This is a genomic window from Streptomyces sp. NBC_01707 (assembly GCF_041438805.1).
Lineage (GTDB): Bacteria > Actinomycetota > Actinomycetes > Streptomycetales > Streptomycetaceae > Streptomyces.
Genome location: NZ_CP109190.1, coordinates 8,785,184 through 8,804,341 on the forward strand (window position 1 = coordinate 8,785,184; position 19,158 = coordinate 8,804,341).

20 protein-coding genes are annotated in these 19,158 nt (G+C 71.9%); 11 read left to right on the forward strand and 9 right to left on the reverse strand.

Features of this window, described 5'->3' with window-relative positions; genetic code table 11:
• Positions 1 to 73 precede the first annotated feature (73 nt).
• Together OG963_RS39250 and OG963_RS39255 are read left to right on the forward strand one after the other, a co-directional pair.
• Complete coding sequence (locus OG963_RS39250; protein WP_030920471.1) at positions 74 to 352, forward strand: acyl carrier protein; 279 nt, start codon at positions 74 to 76, stop codon at positions 350 to 352.
• The gene (locus OG963_RS39255; protein WP_319739391.1) at positions 349 to 1,572 is read left to right on the forward strand and encodes a beta-ketoacyl-[acyl-carrier-protein] synthase family protein; all 1,224 of its coding nucleotides are present in this window, start codon (positions 349 to 351) and stop codon (positions 1,570 to 1,572) included. The genes OG963_RS39250 and OG963_RS39255 overlap by 4 nt, the downstream gene beginning before the upstream one ends.
• Before the next feature lie 278 nt (positions 1,573 to 1,850).
• Here the strand turns inward: OG963_RS39255 and OG963_RS39260 are convergent, their stop codons facing one another.
• Entirely contained in the window at positions 1,851 to 2,195 is a 345-nt protein-coding gene (locus OG963_RS39260; protein WP_030920465.1) for a PRC-barrel domain-containing protein, read from the reverse strand.
• Positions 2,196 to 2,736: 541 nt separating this feature from the next.
• Here OG963_RS39260 and OG963_RS39265 point away from each other — a divergent pair.
• The 3 genes from OG963_RS39265 to OG963_RS39275 all read left to right on the forward strand — a co-directional run bounded on the left by OG963_RS39265 (position 2,737) and on the right by OG963_RS39275 (position 5,688).
• Positions 2,737 to 3,972, forward strand: coding sequence for a cytochrome P450 (locus OG963_RS39265; RefSeq protein WP_319739390.1), 1,236 nt, complete (start codon positions 2,737 to 2,739; stop codon positions 3,970 to 3,972).
• 137 nt (positions 3,973 to 4,109) lie between these two features.
• The gene (locus OG963_RS39270) at positions 4,110 to 4,736 is read left to right on the forward strand and encodes an adenosylcobinamide amidohydrolase (protein ID WP_371800353.1); all 627 of its coding nucleotides are present in this window, start codon (positions 4,110 to 4,112) and stop codon (positions 4,734 to 4,736) included.
• A 55-nt stretch (positions 4,737 to 4,791) separates the two neighbouring features.
• Positions 4,792 to 5,688, forward strand: coding sequence for an NAD(P)-dependent oxidoreductase (locus OG963_RS39275; RefSeq protein WP_030920459.1), 897 nt, complete (start codon positions 4,792 to 4,794; stop codon positions 5,686 to 5,688).
• Here the strand turns inward: OG963_RS39275 and OG963_RS39280 are convergent.
• The 4 genes from OG963_RS39280 to OG963_RS39295 form a co-directional block, all read right to left on the reverse strand.
• Positions 5,664 to 6,191 carry a nuclear transport factor 2 family protein gene (locus tag OG963_RS39280; RefSeq protein ID WP_319739389.1) on the reverse strand — a complete coding sequence of 176 codons (528 nt, stop codon included), beginning with the start codon at positions 6,189 to 6,191 and terminating at the stop codon, positions 5,664 to 5,666. The two genes, OG963_RS39275 and OG963_RS39280, sit on opposite strands and share 25 nt — an antisense overlap.
• 61 nt (positions 6,192 to 6,252) lie before the next feature.
• Positions 6,253 to 7,506 (reverse strand): sulfite oxidase, encoded by a 1,254-nt coding sequence (locus tag OG963_RS39285; RefSeq protein ID WP_371799961.1) that lies wholly within the window; start codon positions 7,504 to 7,506, stop codon positions 6,253 to 6,255.
• Between the two features lie 139 nt (positions 7,507 to 7,645).
• A complete protein-coding gene (locus OG963_RS39290) occupies positions 7,646 to 8,617 on the reverse strand; it encodes a TauD/TfdA family dioxygenase (protein ID WP_319325513.1) in 972 nt (323 codons plus the stop codon).
• Between the two features lie 126 nt (positions 8,618 to 8,743).
• Positions 8,744 to 8,845, reverse strand: coding sequence for a putative leader peptide (locus tag OG963_RS39295; RefSeq protein ID WP_352308036.1), 102 nt, complete (start codon positions 8,843 to 8,845; stop codon positions 8,744 to 8,746).
• A gap of 858 nt (positions 8,846 to 9,703) precedes the next feature.
• Here OG963_RS39295 and OG963_RS39300 point away from each other — a divergent pair.
• The 3 genes from OG963_RS39300 (at position 9,704) to OG963_RS39310 (ending at position 12,842) form a co-directional block, all read left to right on the forward strand.
• Positions 9,704 to 10,627: an NADP-dependent oxidoreductase gene (locus OG963_RS39300; protein ID WP_362275910.1), complete on the forward strand. Its 924-nt coding sequence runs from the start codon at positions 9,704 to 9,706 to the stop codon at positions 10,625 to 10,627.
• Positions 10,624 to 11,388 (forward strand): GNAT family N-acetyltransferase, encoded by a 765-nt coding sequence (locus OG963_RS39305; protein WP_319325511.1) that lies wholly within the window; start codon positions 10,624 to 10,626, stop codon positions 11,386 to 11,388. Before OG963_RS39300 ends, OG963_RS39305 begins: the two co-directional genes overlap by 4 nt.
• A gap of 242 nt (positions 11,389 to 11,630) precedes the next feature.
• Entirely contained in the window at positions 11,631 to 12,842 is a 1,212-nt protein-coding gene (locus OG963_RS39310; RefSeq protein ID WP_030920445.1) for a PP2C family protein-serine/threonine phosphatase, read from the forward strand.
• A 137-nt stretch (positions 12,843 to 12,979) separates the two neighbouring features.
• Here the strand turns inward: OG963_RS39310 and OG963_RS39315 are convergent, their stop codons facing one another.
• The 4 genes from OG963_RS39315 to OG963_RS39330 form a co-directional block, all read right to left on the reverse strand.
• A complete protein-coding gene (locus OG963_RS39315) occupies positions 12,980 to 13,534 on the reverse strand; it encodes an isochorismatase family protein (RefSeq protein ID WP_319325509.1) in 555 nt (184 codons plus the stop codon).
• 84 nt (positions 13,535 to 13,618) lie between these two features.
• Positions 13,619 to 14,353: a phosphatase PAP2 family protein gene (locus OG963_RS39320; protein ID WP_319325507.1), complete on the reverse strand. Its 735-nt coding sequence runs from the start codon at positions 14,351 to 14,353 to the stop codon at positions 13,619 to 13,621.
• A complete protein-coding gene (locus OG963_RS39325; RefSeq protein ID WP_371799962.1) occupies positions 14,350 to 14,952 on the reverse strand; it encodes a phosphatase PAP2 family protein in 603 nt (200 codons plus the stop codon). The genes OG963_RS39320 and OG963_RS39325 overlap by 4 nt, the downstream gene beginning before the upstream one ends.
• Positions 14,952 to 15,620 carry a DedA family protein gene (locus OG963_RS39330; protein WP_319325505.1) on the reverse strand — a complete coding sequence of 223 codons (669 nt, stop codon included), beginning with the start codon at positions 15,618 to 15,620 and terminating at the stop codon, positions 14,952 to 14,954. The genes OG963_RS39325 and OG963_RS39330 overlap by 1 nt, the downstream gene beginning before the upstream one ends.
• 247 nt (positions 15,621 to 15,867) lie before the next feature.
• On the opposite strand from OG963_RS39330, the gene OG963_RS39335 reads away from it, so the two are divergent.
• The 3 genes from OG963_RS39335 (at position 15,868) to abc-f (ending at position 19,115) form a co-directional block, all read left to right on the forward strand.
• The gene (locus OG963_RS39335; protein ID WP_319325771.1) at positions 15,868 to 16,200 is read left to right on the forward strand and encodes a BlaI/MecI/CopY family transcriptional regulator; all 333 of its coding nucleotides are present in this window, start codon (positions 15,868 to 15,870) and stop codon (positions 16,198 to 16,200) included.
• Positions 16,197 to 17,138 (forward strand): M56 family metallopeptidase, encoded by a 942-nt coding sequence (locus OG963_RS39340; protein WP_371799963.1) that lies wholly within the window; start codon positions 16,197 to 16,199, stop codon positions 17,136 to 17,138. Before OG963_RS39335 ends, OG963_RS39340 begins: the two co-directional genes overlap by 4 nt.
• A gap of 327 nt (positions 17,139 to 17,465) precedes the next feature.
• Complete coding sequence (gene abc-f, locus OG963_RS39345; RefSeq protein WP_319325503.1) at positions 17,466 to 19,115, forward strand: ribosomal protection-like ABC-F family protein; 1,650 nt, start codon at positions 17,466 to 17,468, stop codon at positions 19,113 to 19,115.
• The last annotated feature ends 43 nt before the right edge of the window (positions 19,116 to 19,158 follow it).

A 19,158-nucleotide genomic window follows, 5' to 3' on the forward strand; every position in this document is an offset into this window, starting at 1 on the left:
CCGTTACTTCGGCGTCGGGACGGTGCATTCATCGGGCTCGACGCACCTGCACCACAGAGTGAAGAGGAAGATCATGAGCGCGATTCATCCCAAGATCACCGACATCCTCATCGGCACCTTCAAGGTGCCCGCCGCCGAGATCCTCCCGGACTCCACGATGGACAGCCTGGAGATGGACTCGCTCGCCGTCGCCGAGTTCGCGGTCATCGTCAAGGAGAAGCTGGGCGTCGACGCCGGTTCGGACAAGCTCTACAAGGACGCCACCCTGGCCGACATCACACGGTTCATCGACGAGACGGTCGGCGGCGTGACGACGGCGAGCGGCGAGGCAGCGATGAGCAACCCCCGATGAACAGGCCCGCCGTCGTCGTCACCGGCCTGGGTATGATCACCCCGGCCGGCAACGACACCGAAACCACCTGGAACGGGGTCTGCTCCGGGGTCTCGCCCGCCCGCACCGTCCCCGAACTCGAAGGGTGCGAGATCGACTTCGCGTGCACGGTCTCCGGCATCGATCTGGACGAGGCGGTCGGCGGCCGGACCGCGTTCCGGATGGGGAAGTACGCCAAGTTCGCCGTCCTCGCGGCACGGGAGGCGGTCGCGGACGCCGGACTCGACCCGGCCCACTGGGACGGCAGCCGGGTGGCCGTCGTCGTCGGCACCAGCAGCGGAGGGTCCGCCGGCCTGACCGAACAGGCCGTCGCGCTCGACCGGCGCGGGCCGGAGGCCACCTCCCCGTCCGGCATCCTGCTCACCATCCCGAACATGCCGGCGGCCGAGATCGCCATCCGGATGCGGGCCACGGGTCCCAGCCTGGCGCCGTGCACCGCCTGTTCCTCCGGAGTCACCGCGCTGTCCGTGGCCCGGGACCTGCTGGTCACCGGCCAGTGCGACATCGCGATCGCCGGCGCCACCGAGTCCATCGTCTTCCCGGTCGCCATGACCGGCTTCGCCCGGTCCGGCGCCGCCGCCCGCAGGGACGGCGACCCGGCCGGTCTCTGCCGGCCGTTCGCGGCCGATCGTGCCGGACTCGTCATGGGTGAGGGCGCCGCACTCATGGTGCTGGAGCGGGCGGACGACGCCCGGACGCGGGGCGCGGCGCCGAGGGCTCTGATCGCAGGTGCGGGGGCCACCACCGACGCTCACCATCCCACCAGCCCGCATCCGTCCGGCGCCGTCGCCCGGGCCGCCGTCGAGGCGGCGCTTCGGGACGCGGGCTGGCGGGCCGAGGACGTCGAACACGTCAACGCGCACGGCACGTCGACACCGTTGGGCGATGCCACCGAAGCCGCCCTCATCGGCCGGGTCTATCCGCACCGGCCGCCCGTCACGGCTCCCAAGGGAGTGCTGGGCCACTGCATGGGCGCAGCCGGAGCCATCGAGGCCGGGCTGACGATCCTCACGCTCCAGCACGGAGTCGTACCACCGGTCGCCAATCTGGACTCCCCGGCACCCGAGTTCGACATCGACTGCGTCACCAAGGCTCCTCTCCTGCGGCCGGTCCGCCGGGCGGTCAGTCACTCCTTCGGGTTCGGCGGCCACAACGCCGTGCTCGCCCTCCAGCGCCCGTAGGCCCTGCGGTACCGGCGGTTCGCCGTGCGGAACGTCCCTGGGCGGCGTCGAACGCGACGTCGTGACCGGCGGGTCCCGCCGCGCTGCCGGGGGCTGCTCCGGCGCCTTGTCGCTGTTCGCCTGACGGTGGAGCGCAGCTCGGTCGTGGCTGACGGGTATCGGAGCCGGACGCCCAGGAGCGCGGTTCCCCGGGCGTGGCTGCGGTGTGACCGGACCGGCCCGCGGCAATCGGCACGGTGCGGGCCCGACCCTCGCCTCTCGGGTAACCGAGAGCCAGGTCACCGCGCCTGTCCTCCGAGCTTCCCCGTGAGGTCGTAGTGCCGGTAGAGCTCCTCCTCCTCGACCACGGAGAGATGCGCGTCCGCGTCCACCCTGGGGGCTTCCTTGACGCTGTCCTTCGGATACCTGATGTGCAGATCGGAGCCCACCTTGCGGGCCCCGTGGAGCGGCACGAAACTCTCCCTCATGCCGAACAGGCCGGTTCGCACCGTGATCCAGTCCGGCCGACCGGTCTCGTCGTCGACATACACCCGCCCCACGCTGCCCACCCTCTCGCCCGCGGTGTCGTACACCGTCAAGCCGTCGAGCTCTCCGGGATCCATGAATCCGTCAGGGGCTGCCATGCCCGATTCCTCCTCGCCCGGGCGCGTCCGTGGGCGGGCCCACCGGGAAGGCGCGTCCGGACTCCATCGCGCCTCACCCGGATGGGCGGTGCAACCTCTCGGCCCGCTGCGGCCGTCCGGCGTGTCCCCGGGAGCGGGGTGCGACACCGGTAGGGCCCCCGCCCGTGCACTGGGCCGTTCGGGTGAGGCCTCGTAAGACCGCGCGGGTTCGAGACATTCGGAGCCGCGGACCGGGCGGACCTCGCCCGGCGTCCCGGGTGCGTACGGTTCGCGCTGGCGGAGCGATCTCGACGAGGGTGGCCGTGCCCGCCACCGGTCTGCGAAGAGCCCGTCTCCGCGTCGGTGTCACCATCCTGCCCGCACGGGGAACGGCCGCACGTCCGCCCAACCACCCTTCGTCCCGCACGCGTTGAACGTAGGATCGGCATCCCGCCATCGGCCGCCCCGAACGGCTGCGTCAGCCGCCGCTCCGGAGCCGACGACCGTCAGGAGAGGCCCGTTGAACATCTCGCCGATACCGGGGCAGGCCACCGCACACCGCATGGATCCGGCCGGCGGGTGCCCACACGCCGACAATGCCCGGCTGCTGGCCCGGGGTGCCGTGGCGTCCGTCGTGCTGCCGGGCGATGTGCCGGGGGTGGCGGTGCTCGGGCACGACGCGCTGAAGGAGTTTCTGGCCCACCCCGATGTCGCGAAGGACGCACGCCACTTCACCGCACTGACCGAAGGGCGGATCCCCGACGGCTGGCCACTGCGGACGTTCGCCACCGTGCAGGGCATGACCACCGCCGATGATGCGGACCACCGGCGGCTGCGTGGGCTGGTGAGCAAGGCGTTCACCGCCCGGCGGGTGGAAGCGCTCCGGCCACGCATCGAGACTCTGACCGCCGAGCTGCTCGACCGGATCGACACGGCGGCCGAGGAGGGGGACGGGACGGTGGATCTGCGCGCCGGGTTCGCGATGCCCCTGCCGATGGGCGTCATCTGCGAGCTCCTCGGCGTCGACGGCCGCTACCAGGACCGCCTGCACCATCTGTCGAACCAGATCGTCGCCACCGACATCGGGCCCGCCGAGGCCATGGCCGCCAACCGGGAGCTGGTGGAACTGCTCAGCACCGTCGCCGCGGCCCGCGCCGAGCAGCCCGGCGACGACCTCACCAGCGCGCTGATCGCCGCTCGCGACGACGGCGGAGACCGGCTCGGTCGGCACGAACTCATCGGCACCCTGCTCCTGATGATCATCGCCGGTCACGAGACCACGCTGAACCTCGTCACCAATGCCGTACGCGCGCTGTGCACCCACCGGGACCAACTCGACCTGGTCACCACGGGCCGCGCGGGATGGGCCGACGTGGTGGAGGAGACACTGCGCTGGGACAGCCCGGTCAGCTACTTCCCGTTCCGCTATCCGACCCGCGACCTGACCCTCGACGGGACCGTCATCCCCCAGGGCACCCCCGTACTCGCCGGATACTCGGCCGCCGGCCGCGACCCGTCCGTGCACGGCCCCGACGCCGACCGCTTCGACGTCACCCGGCCGGCCAGGACGTCGGCGGCCCGCCACCTCTCCCTGGGCCACGGGCCGCACTACTGCCTGGGAGCGCCGCTCGCACGGATGGAGGCGACGATCGCGCTGGAGCAGCTGTTCCGCCGGTTCCCGGAGCTGGACGTCACCGTGCCCGACGAGAAACTCGTGCGCCATGCCAGCTTTGTCGGCAACAGCGTGCGGACACTGCCGGTACGCCTCCGCCCGGACACCGGCCCCGCCGCGGGCTGAGGCGGGGCACCGCACGCAGTGCTGCCGTCCCCACCCCATATGATCGACGGGCCGTTGCCGACCGCCCTCTTCTGTGCCACCGGGAGTGCACCATTCGTTCCGTACTCGTCCGCCCGCCCGGACAGCGCGTCGAACTGCTGGACCGGCAGGAGGACGGCGTCGCCCTGCACCATCTCGTCTGGCGGCTCGGGCCCGGCTGGCGGGTGTGCAGCAGCGCCGTGCTCGGTGGCGGCATCGGTCCGCGCGCATGGATCCTCAACGCGCAGGTTCCCGGCGGCTATCCGCGGCTCGACCCCGATGCCCATCTCGCCGAGATCGCTGCCACAGAGGCCCTTGCCGGCCCCGGCGCCGCGCTGATGACGGCGGCCGATGTCACCGCGTACACGGTCGCCACCGACGAGGGCGTGATCGCCACGGTGACCAGCGGCCTCGGTGTACGGGGCTGGGCCGCCGACCCGGCTGCGGGCACCGACGGACCACCGCCGCCGGGCACGGTCAACATCGTCGTCACCGTTCCTGTGGCTCTGACCGACGCCGCACTGGTCAACGCGGTCGCGACCGCCACCGAGGCGAAGGTCCAGGCGCTCCTGGACGCTGGGCTCGACTGCTCCGGCACCCCCACGGACGCCGTGTGCGTCGCCGCACCCGAGGCCGGACCGGGGGTCGCGGCGCAGCCGTTCGCAGGCCCGCGCTCGCGGTGGGGATCGCGACTCGCCAGAGCAGTGCACGGTGCTGTGCTCGACGGCGCATTGCGGCAACCTTGACCTCTCACCGCCCCGCGCCGACGCGGTGCGCGGCCGACGAAGGGACCACGCTTTCATGACGTCCACACCTGTCCACGTCACCCGCAAGCGGCCGACCGTGGCCGTCCTCGGTACCGGGATCATGGGATCAGGGATGGCGCGAAGCCTGCTCCGGACGGGACTGGGCGTTCGCGCCTGGAACCGTACGCAGTCCAAGGCGGCTCCACTCGCCGCCGACGGCGCCACAGTCACCGAGACGGCGGAGGAAGCCGTACGGGGCGCGGATGTCATCGTGACCATGCTCAACGACGGCCTGTCCGTCGCCGCCGCGCTCACCGCTGCCTCGTCGGGCCTGCACGGCGGCCAGATCCTGCTGCAGAGTTCCACCGTCGGACCCGACGCCACCGCCGATCTCGCCCAACGGGCGGCGGACTTGGGACTCGTCTATCTCGACGCCCCGGTCGCCGGTACCAAACAGCCCGCGGAACAGGGCGCGTTGACGGTCCTCGTCTCCGGCCCGTCCGCCGTCCGGCCGTCGGTGGACCCGGTGCTGGATGCGATCGGGCAGCGCACGATCTGGGTCGGCGAGGCACCCGGTGATGCATCACGACTGAAGCTCGTGGTCAACACCTGGGTGATCAACATGGTGGGCAGCATCGCCGAATGCCTCAACCTCGCCGAGGGGCTCGACATCGACCCGCAGTCGTTCCTGGACGTGATGAAGGGCGGCCCGCTCGACTCCGCCTACCTCCAGGGCAAGTCCGCGGCGGTTCTCTCCGGCGACCTCACCCCCAGTTTCGCCCTGTCCACCGCGCTCAAGGACACCCGTCTCATCCTCGAGGCCGCCGGACGTTCCGGGGTGATCCTGGACCTGGTCGCCGCGTCGGCCGACCGGTTCGAGCGCGCGGAGGCGGCCGGCCACGGCGGCGAGGACATGATCGCCACCTACTACGCGGGCCGTCCGCCGGAGTAGGCCGTCGACTGACCGTCGACGGCCGCGGCACGAGCCGGGGCCACGCGCTCCGTGGCTCCGCCGAACGCGAGGAACGTGGTGCGTGAGGCGAGCAGCCAGACCCCGCCGACCTTGCGGAACGTGTCCTCGTAGTGACCGGTGTTGGCGGGCAGCCGAGGTGACGGCAGGCTGTCGCTCCGGCCGTCGACCCGATAGGTCGCGAAGTAGGTCGTCGACGACGCGGTCGTCGCCGAGTCCACTGTGACGAGGATGTTCGTACACATCCGCCGTGACAACCGGTCTTCCGGCCGGCCGCCGAAGTAGTCACGCAGCGCCGCGCGCCCCACGATGCGACGTTCGCCACCGGGCCATTCCCATGTGCCGTCGGCGGTGAACAGCTCGGCGACCGTGGCCGGTTCCCCGAGGTCGAGCCGGCGGACGAACTCGATGACGAGACGTTCGCAGGCCCGCTCGGCGAGCAACAGTTCCAACTGGTCAAGGGAGGAACGGGAGTTGTTCGACATCCCGAAGTCCTATCAGTCCCGGTCGAGGCACGTGCCACAGCATTTCAGCCGACCGCCCCCGTCAGACGACGTGCACCCCGTGCCGTACGACCGCGTCGAAGAGATAGCCCTGCGTGTTGTGGACCGCGACGTCCGGCTGCGCACGCCCCGTCCGGTCCGTCGCCCGCGCCAGCAGGACCGCCGGACCCCGTTCCTTCGGCAGCCAGTCGGCAGACCAGCGGACCCAGCTTCCGCTGCGGGGCTCGTCGCGCAGCCGGGCGTGCCGCCACCGGGCGCCGCCGTCGGTGCTGACCTCGACGGTGCGCACCGGGGCCCCGCCCGACCAGGAACGTCCCGTGAGCACCTGGCGCCGATGCACGGGAACCGACGCGCCGGGTGCCAGTTCGAACGCGCTCTTCAGTGTCTGCCGGGTCAGCGGTGCGCTGCCCTCCGGCGGGTACGCGGGGCCGAACAGCCGGTAGAGACCGGTGTTCCACGGTGAGAGCAGGGGTTCTGCACTCACCTCGATGTCGCCGACCCACTTGATGTTCGCGATACCGACCCAGGACGGCACGATCATCCGCACCGGGTATCCGTGGTCGGGCGGCAGAGGCCTGCCGTTCATCTCGTACGCGAGAACCACATCGTCCAGCGCCTTCGCGACGGGCAGCGGCCGCCGCACCCGGCCCAGGTTCGTCCCGTCGCTGACGACCTCGTCGTCGAGCCCGCGGGGCAACACGTCGACCGCGTTCCTGCCGATGCCCGCCCGCCGCAGTACATCCGCGAGCCGCACTCCGCGCCAGCGGGCCGTACCGATTGCGCCCAGGGTCCATGCGGTGCCGCTGACCTGCTGGTTCTGCTGCGTTGAGTAGAAGCTGCGGGCGTTCCCCGCGCATTCGACGAACGCGGTGCGGGTGACGGACGGCAGGGCGCGCAGCTGGTCGTACGTGAAGTCCACGGCCGAGCCCGTCAGTCCGCTGCCCCATACGGTGAGCCGCCAGCCGGCTGCGTCGATCCGTGGTGTGACGGTGTGATTGCGTACGAAGAACCGGTCGGCCGGAGTGAGCAGGCCGGTGGACCGTAGCGCCGCGAAGTTGGTCTCGGCATTGGTGCCGCGCACGGTGAACAGCTCGGGTGGCAGCGGTTTCACGATGCCGGGGGCGGGTGAGCCGGCAGCCTGGGCGGGGGCTGCCGACACCAGACCGGTCACCGATGCGGCGGCCACGAACCTCAGCAGATCACGGCGCTGGATACCGGCGGACCGGGCAGCCCCGCGCGACCACTGGCGCAGTCGCATCCGGTCGTACGCGGCCTCGGACGGCGGAACGGATCTCATGAACACTCCAGGGTGGGGAGACAACAACCGGGCCGGTGCAGCGGCAGGATGCAGCGAGGGCGGAAGCTTGCCTCCGGCATGCCGTGAGGCTGCAACACCCTGCAAGAGAGGAGAGTCGAGGGAGTGGCGTGGTGGTCGGTCAGTCGGCCGTGGAAGCGCCGGACGGGATCCCGAACGCCGGGGCCGGTACGGTGTCGGGGCTGATCAGGACGGACGGGCGGCCGTCCGTGCCGATCGGGACATCGCCGTCGACGGTGACCCGGCGCAGTTTGCGGTCGTGCGTGCCGGAGTCGTCCACGCCGTAGTGCTGGGTGGCGCGGTTGTCCCAGATGGCCACATCCCCCGTCCGCCACTGCCAGCGCACGGTGTTCTCCGGACGCTCGATGTGGGACTGGAACAGATCGATCAGGGCCCTGGAGTCGCGGCCGGTGAGCCCGGCGATCCGCTGGACGAAGTTGCCGAGGAGCAGCACCCGTTCGCCGGTCTCGGGGTGGACACGCACCACCGGATGCTCGGTGCGGAACTTCGTGGAGGTGAACACCTCGCGGTACTTGGCGAACGCCTCGGGCCGGGCGTCGGGGCGCACCGCCGCGTAGTCGTAGTCGTTGGAGTGGATCGCCCGGAGACCGTCGGCGAGGGCGCGCAGCGACTCGGGCAGTTCGGCGTAGGCGGCTGCCGTGTTGGACCACAGGGTGTTGCCGCCGTACGGCGGAACGGTCACCGCCCGCAGGATGGAGAATGCCGGGTAGGCGGGCACGAAGGTGACGTCGGTGTGCCACTGGTTGGCCCGGCCACCGTGGTCGGAGTCGATGCCGAGCGCGTAGCGGCCGTCGGCGGACGGGACGGTCGGGTGGGCGACCGGGGTACCGAGGAGCCGTCCGAACGCCTCGTGGCTCTCCCCGTCCAGGTGGTCCTGGCCACGGAAGAAGATCACCTTGTGCTCGAGTGCCGCGGCGCGCACGGCTGCCACGACGGCGGGTTCGAGATCGCCGCCGAGCCGGACGCCGGACACGACGGCTCCGATACGTCCGCCGATCCTCTGGACGGTGACGGGGCTGGTGGCGACGGTGGTGGTGTCGGGGGCCGGGTCGACGACGGGTGCAGAGGTCATGGCGGAGCCCTTTCCGTATGGAAATGGTGTGTCTGGGAGTGACGGACGAGCGCGGGCACGGCCGTGCGTCGGCGGTGCCCGGGTGGGAGTCGTCGCTGCAACAACGTCTGTGCGTGTGTCAGCTGTTCAGCTGAGCCGGTCGCAGCGGAGAGCGCGGCTACACGCCGCGGACGCTACGCGTCCCAGATCGACGTGGCGCCGCGAGACGAGAGTCGAAGTCGCGGACATGCCGCGAGCGTGTCAGCGGCTCCGGAGCCCGTCAACTCCGGTCGCGCTGTCCGCGGAGAGGCCCCGAGGTCCGGAGCGGACGACGCTCACCTCACTGCCCTGCAGCCACCCACGTGGCCTCTGACCTGCACAGTCAGATCCATTCGCAGGAGTGCGCGGAGACCGGCGGGCGTGCGGCGGCGGGCACCCGGGGGCCCCGCCCGATTTCATCAAGCCGCAATGTGGGGGAGGGGCGGCGACAGGAGCCGCGCAGAACCGCCCCACCGGTACGGGGGAGCCCGGTGGGGCGGTCGCCACCAGCCTGCCACAGGCGGCGACCGAATGGGGCCCGACCGGCACGCGTCCGTGGGCAGTTGAGTGGAAATCGATCCCGGACCGGATGGTGGGCGCCGTCGGGCGCGCGAGTATCCGACGAGGACATGCGTGACGGAGAGGACATGCGTGACGGTGGGGAGTCCTGCGCCGTGCAGTGGTGGCTGCTGAGCCCCGACAGCGGGCCGCGTCCACCGTCTCCGGCGAATGGGGGACGTCGTCGACCATCGGTGTCGCCTGGCCTGACCACACCGGTGCGCACTCCGGCCGGTCCTCGCTGCGCGAGCCGGCCAGGCTCTGTGCGTGCGGGCAGTCGGGTCCGGCGGATCGCTTTGCGGACCGGCTCATGGTCGGTGCACAGCAGATTGACCGTGTAAGGCGGCGGGGCGGGGCCTGTCGGTAAGTACGCGGCCCCACCCGGATTCATTGCGGCCCTGTGAACAGTCCACCACCCGGGAATACATGCATGCCGCACGGAGCTCTTGCAGCTGTAGCCGGTAACGGCTGCCGAGGTGGCCGATGCCATGAACCGGAGCGAGGGAGCTCATGCCCAAGGCGTACGTATTCACCCGCAGCGGCGGACCGGAGGTGGAAGCCCTCGTCGAGCAGGAGGCGCCCACCCCCGGGCCCGGGGAACTGCTCGTCGCGGTCCGTGCCGCCGGGGTCAACCCGGTCGACTGGAAGCTGCGCAACGGATACACCAGGCCCGGCAGCGAACCGCCGCAGTATCCCGCCGTGTTCGGTAGCGAAGCGGCCGGGGTGGTCGAGCAGGTCGGCCCCGGAGTCGACGAGTTCGCAGTCGGGGACGCGGTCTTCGGCAACCCGCTGACCGGTGGTTACGCCGAGTACACCCTGATGCCCGTCGCGGTCACCGCGCACAAGCCGGAGGGGCTGTCGTTCACCGACGCGGCCGCACTGCCGGTCGCGGCGGCCACCGCGTACGACGGCATTCGCCAGCTGGACCCCGCGCCCGGATCGACCCTGCTGATCAACGGCGCCGGAGGCGGCGTCGGTGTGGCAGCGGTGCAGCTCGCACGCCACTTCGGGGTCCGGGTCATCGGTACGGCGAGCGCGGCCAAGAAGGACTTCGTCGAGTCGCTCGGCGCCGTGCACGTACCGGCCGGACCCGGCGTCGTCGACCGCGTGCGGGCAGTGGCCCCGGACGGGGTCGACGCGGTCTACGACCTGGTAGGCGGTGACGCCCTGCGGGCCGTCGCGGAGCTGCTCACGGACCGGAAGCGGCTGATCAGCGCAGGGGGCAAGCCGCTGGCCGTGGAACTCGGCGGGGCAGCCGTCGTCCGGGCCCGTACCGCCGCCGTTCTCGACGAAGTGGCCCGCCTCGCCGTCAGCGGCGCCTTCAGGACGTACGTGACACAGACCTACCCGCTCGCCGAAGCCGCCACGGCGCTGCGCGCGGTGGAGAGCGGACACACCCGCGGAAAGATCGTGATCGAGGTGGCCGCCGCATGAGCGCCGCGTACCCCACGGTCCCCGGGGCGCACCCGCTGGACAACCCGGCCCGCGCCTCGCTGACCGGACCGCACGCCCATTTCGCCGAGCGTCTGGGCCGCGTTCTTCGCTATCCGGCCGACGTCTCGCCCTGGCTCGCACTGCCGGATCTCCCGGACGCGGAGGACTGGGCCGACGTTGCGGCACTCGCCGGCCCCGGAGCGTCCGTCACCCTCACCGCGCTGCGTGAGCCGCCGCCCGGCGACTGGGAGGTCACCTTCCGCGCGGAGGGCGTCCAGCTCGTCGACGACGGGGTGGCAGCGGCCCCCGAGCCGGAGGCCGTCCTCCTCGGCCCGGCCGATGTGCCGGAGATGCTCGACCTGGTCGCACGGACCCGCCCCGGACCGTTCCTGCCACGCACCGTCGAGCTCGGCACCTACCTGGGTATCCGCCGCGACGGGGCCCTCGTGGCCATGGCCGGGGAACGGCTTCACCCGACCGGCTGGAGCGAGATCAGCGGCGTCTGCACGGACGAATCCGTGCGCGGCCAGGGGCTGGCCACACGGCTCGTACTCGCCGTGGCCCACGAGATCAGGGAGCGTGGCGAGACGCCGTTCCTGCACGCGTCGGCAACCAACACGAACGCCATCAGGCTCTACGAGTCGCTGGGCTTCCGGCTCCGGCGCCGGACATCGTTCCTCTCCGTCGTCGTACCGCCGGACCTGCCGGTGTCCGACCGCACCCGCGGCGCGGACGACGCGCGGGCGGAAGCGTTGCGCTGACCTCGAGCCGTCGCTCCCGCAGTCCCGCTTCCTGCATCTGCAGTCCCGGTCCGGAAGTCCCGGACCGAAGGAAGGGACCTTCGGCCCGGGACTTCCGGACCGAATTGCCGTCGGTCCGCCCCGCCCCGGGACTTTTGGCACGGCCCATGAGGCCGTAAGCCTCGTGTGCCGAACGCCGGATGCCGGGTGGACTGGAAGATGAGTGCCGGAACCCTCCGGCGCCTGCAGGAGGAGGCAGTGCAGTGACGATCGGGCTCCAGCGCTCCGCAGCCGTACGCAGTGCGGTGCTGCCGGTGACCGACGCAGGGGAAGCCGAGGCCTCCGCGGCCCGGGTCGGGAACGCGGCGTTGTTCGGCGGTCTGGCTCTGCTGACCGCTTTGATCGTCGTCCTTGACGTGACGACCGGCAACGACCTGCGCATCGTGCCTCTGCTGGTCGTCGTGCCCGCATTTGTCTCGGTCTTCGGCACCATCCGGCAGACGGTGGGCGTCGCCACCTGGATCATGGCCGTCGTCGTCGCTTCCCGGCTGGTGTCCGGGGGGTCGTTCTGGGATCTTGCCAGCGGAGTCGTCTTCACGGTGCTGGCCTGTGGCCTGGGTGTCGGTTCCTGTGTGCTGCGGATCCGTCACGCCACCGAGATCGCCAGACTGCGCACCGCGGCGGTCGCTCTCCAACGGCAGATCCTGCGCCCGCTGCCCGTCCTGACCGGCCATGTCGTCGCCCACGGGGTCTACGCCCCGATCGAGGAGGACCGGCTGGTCGGGGGCGACATCTACGAGATCGTCGAATCGCCCTACGGAACACGGGTGATCATCGGCGATGTCCAGGGCAAGGGGATCGCGGCCATCGGAGCGGGGTTCGCCGCACTCGGCGCGTTCCGGGAGGCGGCCATCCGCGAGCCCACCCTGACCGGAGTGGCGGACGCACTGGAGGACGCGGTCGTCCGCCACAACACCTTCTCCGCCCAGACCGGTGAGACCGAACGTTTCGTCACCGCCCTGATCCTCGGCATCGACGACGGCGACCGGGTGCTGGCCGTGAACTGCGGCCATCTGCCTCCCCGGCTGCTGCATGACGGTGCTGCCGCCCCGGTGCCGCTCCGGCAGACCTCCGTCCCGCTCGGCATGGCCGAGCTCAGCAGCGAGCCGCGCGTGGCGGAACAACTCGACTTCCCGTCCGGCGCGACGCTCCTGGTCTTCACCGACGGAGTGACCGAGGCCCGCAACTCCGTCGGCACCTTCTACCCGCTGGACACCCGGCTCGGCCGCTGGGCAGGGAGCGGGTCGCGCGAGGTGCTGGACGCCCTCCATGCGGATCTCGACGCCTTCACCGGCGGCGTACGACGCGACGACATCGCGGTACTCGCGCTGCGCAGGGCGCCGGCCGGGAGCCGCAGCCCCGTACTGGCCGGCGAGGGCGCGCGACGTGCTGCGCAGGCATTCGGCGAACGGTAGACGACGGGCATCTGCTGGTCCCCGTCCGGATCGTCGACGCCAACCTCAGGTGGTCTTCCGCTCCGGTCGGTGCCGAGCAACGAGCTCGTAGCGGGCGATCCGAGTCACGGCGAGGCGCCCACAGCGCCGTCCCGTGCTCAGAGCACCGAAGGGTCGGCGAAATCCACTTCCGACGCGGGCAGCACACGGATGTTCCGCCCGGGGAAGTCGATGTGCCGGTAGATCTCGTTGTGGTGCGCGATCGACTGCCCCGGCCGGACGTAATCGCCGGAGTCGGGACGGACGGATGTGGTGTGCCCGTCGGCGACCAGCACCACGTCGTACCGGTGGCTCAGCGCCTGCCGCGCCGTGGTGTCCACGCAGATCTCGGTCGCGAACCCGGTGACGACCACCTCGGTGACTCCCAGCGCCGTGAGGGTCTTGTCGAGATGCGTGTCCAGGAAGCTGTCCGCGCTGGTCTTGTGGACGACCTGCTCGTCTGCGGCGGGCGCGAGGTCGGGCACGATCTGCCAGCCCTCGGTACCGGCCTCCATGCCGTTGCCCCGGTGCTGGATGGTCACGACCGGTACGCCGGCGGCTCTGGCGCGTTCGCGGAGTCCGGCGATCACGGCGACGGTCTCCGCGGCCCGGTGCGCGATCGCCACCAAGCTGTTCTGCATGTCGATCACGAGCAGCGCGGAGGAGTGAGGCATGTGCCCACCGTAGCGGGCTCCCCCGGGCAGCGAGGTGGTCCCGGCGAAACGGCCTCCATGGGCCCGCACCGGGGCGTCCGGTGATCAGTGCGATCCGGGCGGGGCCGTGCGTATCCGTATCAGCGCGGCGCCGAGCCCCAGCCAGACGGCGGCGAACAGCCATCCGGCCGCCACGTCCGTCGCCCAGTGCACTCCGAGCAGAACCCGGCTCGTCCCGACGGCTGCGGCCCAGCAGCCGAGCAGGACGGCTGCGGCGGCGGTGCCGGTGCCTCTGCCAGGGGCAGCGGCGCGGGCCCGGCGAAGCCGCGCCCGGTGACCGATTGCCGCCACCAGCAGACCCGCCGTCAGCGCGGATGTCGTCGCGTGCCCGGACGGGAAGGCGAACCCGGAGGCGTGGGTCGCCCAGTCGCCCGCCGCCGGGCGGGGGCGTGCGATCGCTTCCATCAGGCAGAGGCGTAGTGCCTGCCCGAGCAGCAGGAAGGCGAGGGCGCCTGCCGCGTACGTCAGGCGGTGGCGTACGTCCCGGCCGGCGGTCAGCCCGGCGGCCACGGCGGCGGCGTAAGGGAACACACCTGTACCCGTCGCCGTGACCGCCCTGGACACGCTGACGACAGCGGCGGGCCGATGGTGGAGGGACCAGGTGTGCGCGGCCCGGTCGATCGGCAGCACGGACCCGTGCCGGGCCGTGAGGACCACCGCCGTCAGGCCCAGGAATCCGACGACCCCGATCAGTGCGGCCCCGAGCGCCGTACGGATGCGAGGTGCGATCGGATCCTCGGGGAACCGGGCCTGCTCCACCGCCGAGGTCTCCCCGCTCACCGCGCCGCCACCAGTGGACGCAGCCGGCTCTCGCGCAGCCGTGCGACGGCCGGAGCGCAGCGTCGGGCGGCGACGGTCAGCGGCAGGGCTACGAGCGCACCGGTGACCAGCCCGATGAGCACGTCGTGCGGATAGTGCACACCGATCCAGACCCGCGACACCGCCATCAGCAGCGCCGCAGGGACGGCGACCGCGCCGAGCCGGCGGTCGGTCAGCAGGATCGCGACCGTCGCGGCTGCCGCAACGGCGGCGTGATTGCTGGGGAAGGACCAGTCGCCCAGCGGCGGGCATACCTCCACGGTGACCGCATGCAGGGTGCGGCACGGCCGCTGTTCATGGACGGCGAGCTTCAGCAGATCGTTGGCCCCGTAGGCGGCCACCACGATCAGGGGCGCACAGAGCGCCATGGCCGCGCGGGTCGGGTCCCAGGCGCGGGACCGCCACCAGGCCGCGAGCATCAGCACGGCGTAGAGCCCGAGACCGTAGTCCGACCAGGCGTGGATCGTGGAGTCCAGAGCGGCGGGGGACTGCCGGGCGAGCTCGGTGATCGAGGTGTAGAGGCCACCGTCGAGCGAGGTGGCGGTCGAGGCGAGCAGCATCAGTTCCGGTCTCCTTCGGCGGCGCGCCCGCCGCGCGAGCGCAGCAGCTCGGCAGCGAGGGGGATGAGGGAGACGACGACCACGACGGCCACGATCGGCAGGAGATAGCGGTCCACATTCGGCACCGACGACCCCAGCCCGTAGCCCGCGAGCACCAGCCCGACCGTCCAGATCGTTCCGCCGACGATCTGCCAGAGCGCGAACTGCCCGGCCGGCACGTTGAGCGCCCCGGCCAAGGGGTTGAGCACCGTACGCACCACGGGGACGAAGCGGGCCAGCACGATCGCCCGCGCATGGCCGTATCTGTCGAGCAGTTCCTCCGCGCGGCTCGCGCCCTCGTGCAGTCTCCTGGCCCGGCTCCGGGCCAGCAGGGCGCGGCCGCCGCGGCGCCCGATCCAGTACCCGGTCTGTGCGCCGAGCAGCGCACCGATCACGGAAGCGATGAGCACCTGGGACAGGGCCAGACGGACCGGGCCGTGGGTGCCGGGAACACTGAGCAGTCCCGCGGTGAACAGCAGGGAGTCGCCGGGGAGGAAGAAGCCGACGAGCAGCCCTGTCTCGGCGAACAGCACGGCCGCGATGCCCAGTACGCCGAACGCGGCGAGCAGTGACCCCGCGTCCAGCAGGTTCACCGCTTGCGGCGCGGCCGCCAGTGAGGATACGGACACGGCGGAGGGCCTCCCATAATGGTGAGCGGGCGTTCCGGCGGAACGCTCGACTGACTACAGTGATGTAGACGGTCTACATCACTGTAGACGCTCAAGGCGGGAGGAGAGTTCCATGTCCCAGGCGCAGGGGATATCGAGCGGGGATCCGGACCCGCTCGGGCCCGGTGAGACAAGCCCTCGACCGCATGGCGGGCCGGGCCCTGAGTCCGGTTCGGCGCCGAGCGCGGAGCGACGGCCGGCCGGGGAGCTGGAATCCACGGTCCTGGCGGCCCTGTGGGCGGCCGACGCCCCGCTCACCCCCGGTCAGGTGCAGGGCGCCCTCGGCGCGCCCCTGGCCCGCACCACCGTCACCACGATCCTGACCAGGCTGTACGAGAAGGGCACGGTCACCCGCACCCGTTCGGGGCGCGGCTTCGCGTACACCCCCACCGAGGACGCGCCCGGTCTCACCGCCCGCCGGATGCACAGCGAACTGCGGAAGGAGGAGGACCGCAGCACCGTGCTGGCCCGATTCGTCTCGCAGCTCACCGACGAGGACGAGCAGCTGCTCAGGGAGCTGCTCGACGGAGACACCCGATGATCTACGCCGTGTGGGTTCCGCTGCTGACGCCGTTCGTCGCGGTCCCAGCGGCCCGCCGCCTGGCGGATGCCCTGTCACCCGTGCGCGCCGTGCGGCTGCTCGCCTCGACGGCCGTCGGCCTCGCCCTGTTCAGCACGCTCGCCCTGGTGCTGCTCGTGGTGCCCGGCGCGACCCGGCTCTCCGCCGTCGCCGCGGTCGGCGAACTCGTGAAGCCGCTTGCCGACGCCGCACCCGACGTGACCGTCCCGCTCGCAGCCGCCGCAGTCGCCCTGTTGGCCGGGTGCGCCGTCGCAGTCACCCGCACGGCCCGCCGCCACTGGGCGGAGCTGCATCGCGCAGGCGTGCCGGGCAACGGCTCGGACGGTGAACTGGCCGTCGTGCGCGACAACCGCCCCGACGCCTATGCGCTGCCCGGTCTCCCCGGCAGCCCCGGCCGGATCGTCGTCACCACCGGAATGCTGCGCGCCCTGGACCCCGCCGAACGAGACGCCCTGCTCGCACACGAGCGCGCCCACCTCGCGGGTCGCCACCACCTCTTCCTCGCGGCAGCCGAACTGGCCGCCCTCTGCCACCCCGCGCTGCGCTTCCTGCGTGCCCCCATGGGCTACGCGCTGGAGCGCTGCGCCGACGAGGCGGCGGCCGTGGCGGTCGGCGACCGGCGGGTCGCGGCACGCGCGATCGGCCGAGCCGCGCTCGCCGTGCGCGCCGCCGAAGAAGTCGAGGGTCGTCCCCGCGTGGCGCTCGCCGCAACGGCGGGGCCGGTACCGCGCCGGGTCGCGGCGCTGCTCGGCCGGGCGACCCCCCGGCCGCGTGTCGGCCGTGCGGCCGCGGCGGCACTCCTGGCGTGCCTGGCCCTGTCCGGAGCGGCCGCGCTCGACGCGACACATGATCTGCACAGCAGCATCGAGGTGGCGCAGGGCGAGAGCCCGGAGCACTGAGACCGCACGGCGCGGTTCTCCTTCCCGCGAGCGCCGAGCGTGTGCGGCCGGGGCAACTCCTCGCCGACGGCCGGGGTCCAGGGCTCTGCCCGCCGTCGAGCCACGCCGTCGACCGACGACGGCGTGGTTACACTGGCCGTCATGGGTTGGTACTACTTCTTCCGCTGATTCCGGGCAGGGACGCCACCGCGCGCCGAGCGTCGCCCTGTGACCCGTGCGGTCACCACCGCGTGCTGCGCATCCCTTCTCTCTGCCCATCGGACCCCCGCCTCCGCAGCGCCCCTTTCGTGCGCCGTCGAGGGCATGCCACCTCAGGGAAGCCCACCCATGCCCGTCCAGCACGATCACGCCCAACTGACCTTGAAAGACGTCTCCAAGGCGTACGGAGACCGAACCGTCCTCGACCAGGTGTCACTCACCGTCCGCCCCGGCGACCGCGTGGGCGTGATCGGTGAGAACGGCTCCGGGAAGTCCACACTGCTCCGGCTGATGGCCGGGGCCGAGAAGCCGGACACCGGCGACGTCTCCGTCCGGTTCCACGCCGGCATCGGCCACCTCTCCCAGACCCTTGCCCTCGGCGCCGCCCACACCGTGCAGGACACCGTCGACGCGGCACTCGCAGAGCTGCGTGAACTGGAACGGCGGATCCGCACCGCGGAAGCCGCGCTGGCCACCTCCGAGACCCCGTCCGAGGCCGAACTCGCCGCATACGGTGACCTGTTGACGGCGTATGAGGAACGCGACGGCTACCGGGCCGATGCCCGTGCAGACGCCGCGCTGCACGGCCTCGGAGTCGGCCACCTCACCCGTGACCGCTCTCTCGGCACCCTGTCCGGCGGCGAACAGTCCAGGCTCGCACTCGCCTGCGTGCTGGCCTCCGCCCCAGAACTGCTGCTGCTCGACGAGCCCACCAACCATCTCGACCTCCCTGCCACCAACTGGCTGGAGGACCACCTGCGCGCCCACCGCGGAACCCTCGTCGTCGTCACCCACGACCGGGCCTTCCTGGAGCGCACCACCACCGTGATCCTGGAGGTCGACCGGGATCTGCGCAGCGTCTCGCGCTACGGGGACGGCTGGGACGGCTACCGCAGCGCGAAGGCCGCCGCCCGCCGCCGCTGGGCGCAGGACCACCAGGCATGGCTGGACGAACTGACCCGTACCCAGGAACTCGTCGACGCGGCGGGCCGACGGCTGGCCGGCACCGGAAAGGACCCCCACGAGGGCTGGGGCAAGCACCGCCGCTCGCACGAGGCCAAGCTGTCCGGACAGGTCAGAGCGGCCAGGACCCGACTGGACGAGCTGCGACGGTCACCCGTGCCCGCCCCGCCCCGACCGCTGCGCTTCACCGCCGAACTGACCGTGGCGGCGGAGGGCGGACCGCACCAGGAGCCGCTTGCCGAACTCGACTCCATCGTGGTCGGCGACCGGCTCGACCTGCCTGCCTGGCAGGTGACTGCGGGACAGCGACTGCTGGTCACCGGCCCCAACGGCGCCGGGAAGACCACTCTGCTGCGAGTCCTGGCAGGAGACCTCCGCCCCGACCGCGGCACGGTCCGACGCCGGGCCAGGATCGGCTACCTCCCGCAGGAACTTCCCGCCAGGCCGACCCGCCGTACGCTGCTCGCGACCTTCGCCGCAGGTCGTCCCGGCCACCCGGAAACCTGGGCGGAACACCTGCTCGCCCTGGGCCTGTTCCGGCCGGAGGATCTGACGGTGCCCGTCGCCGCCCTCTCCGTCGGTCAGCAACGACGGCTCGCCATCGCCCGGCTGGTCACCCGCCCGGCCGATCTGCTGGTGCTGGACGAGCCGACGAACCACATCGCGCTCGACCTGGTGGAGGAGCTGGAGGCCGCACTGGCGCAGTACACAGGAGCGGTGGTCGTCGTGTCGCACGACCGCAGCTTCCGTGGCAGGTTCGCCGGCGACCGACTGGAGCTCCGTGCCGGACGAACGGTCGCCGGGACCCGCACGTAGAGTTCGAGCGGCATGACCGATGCGAGACGAGCCACCCGGAGCA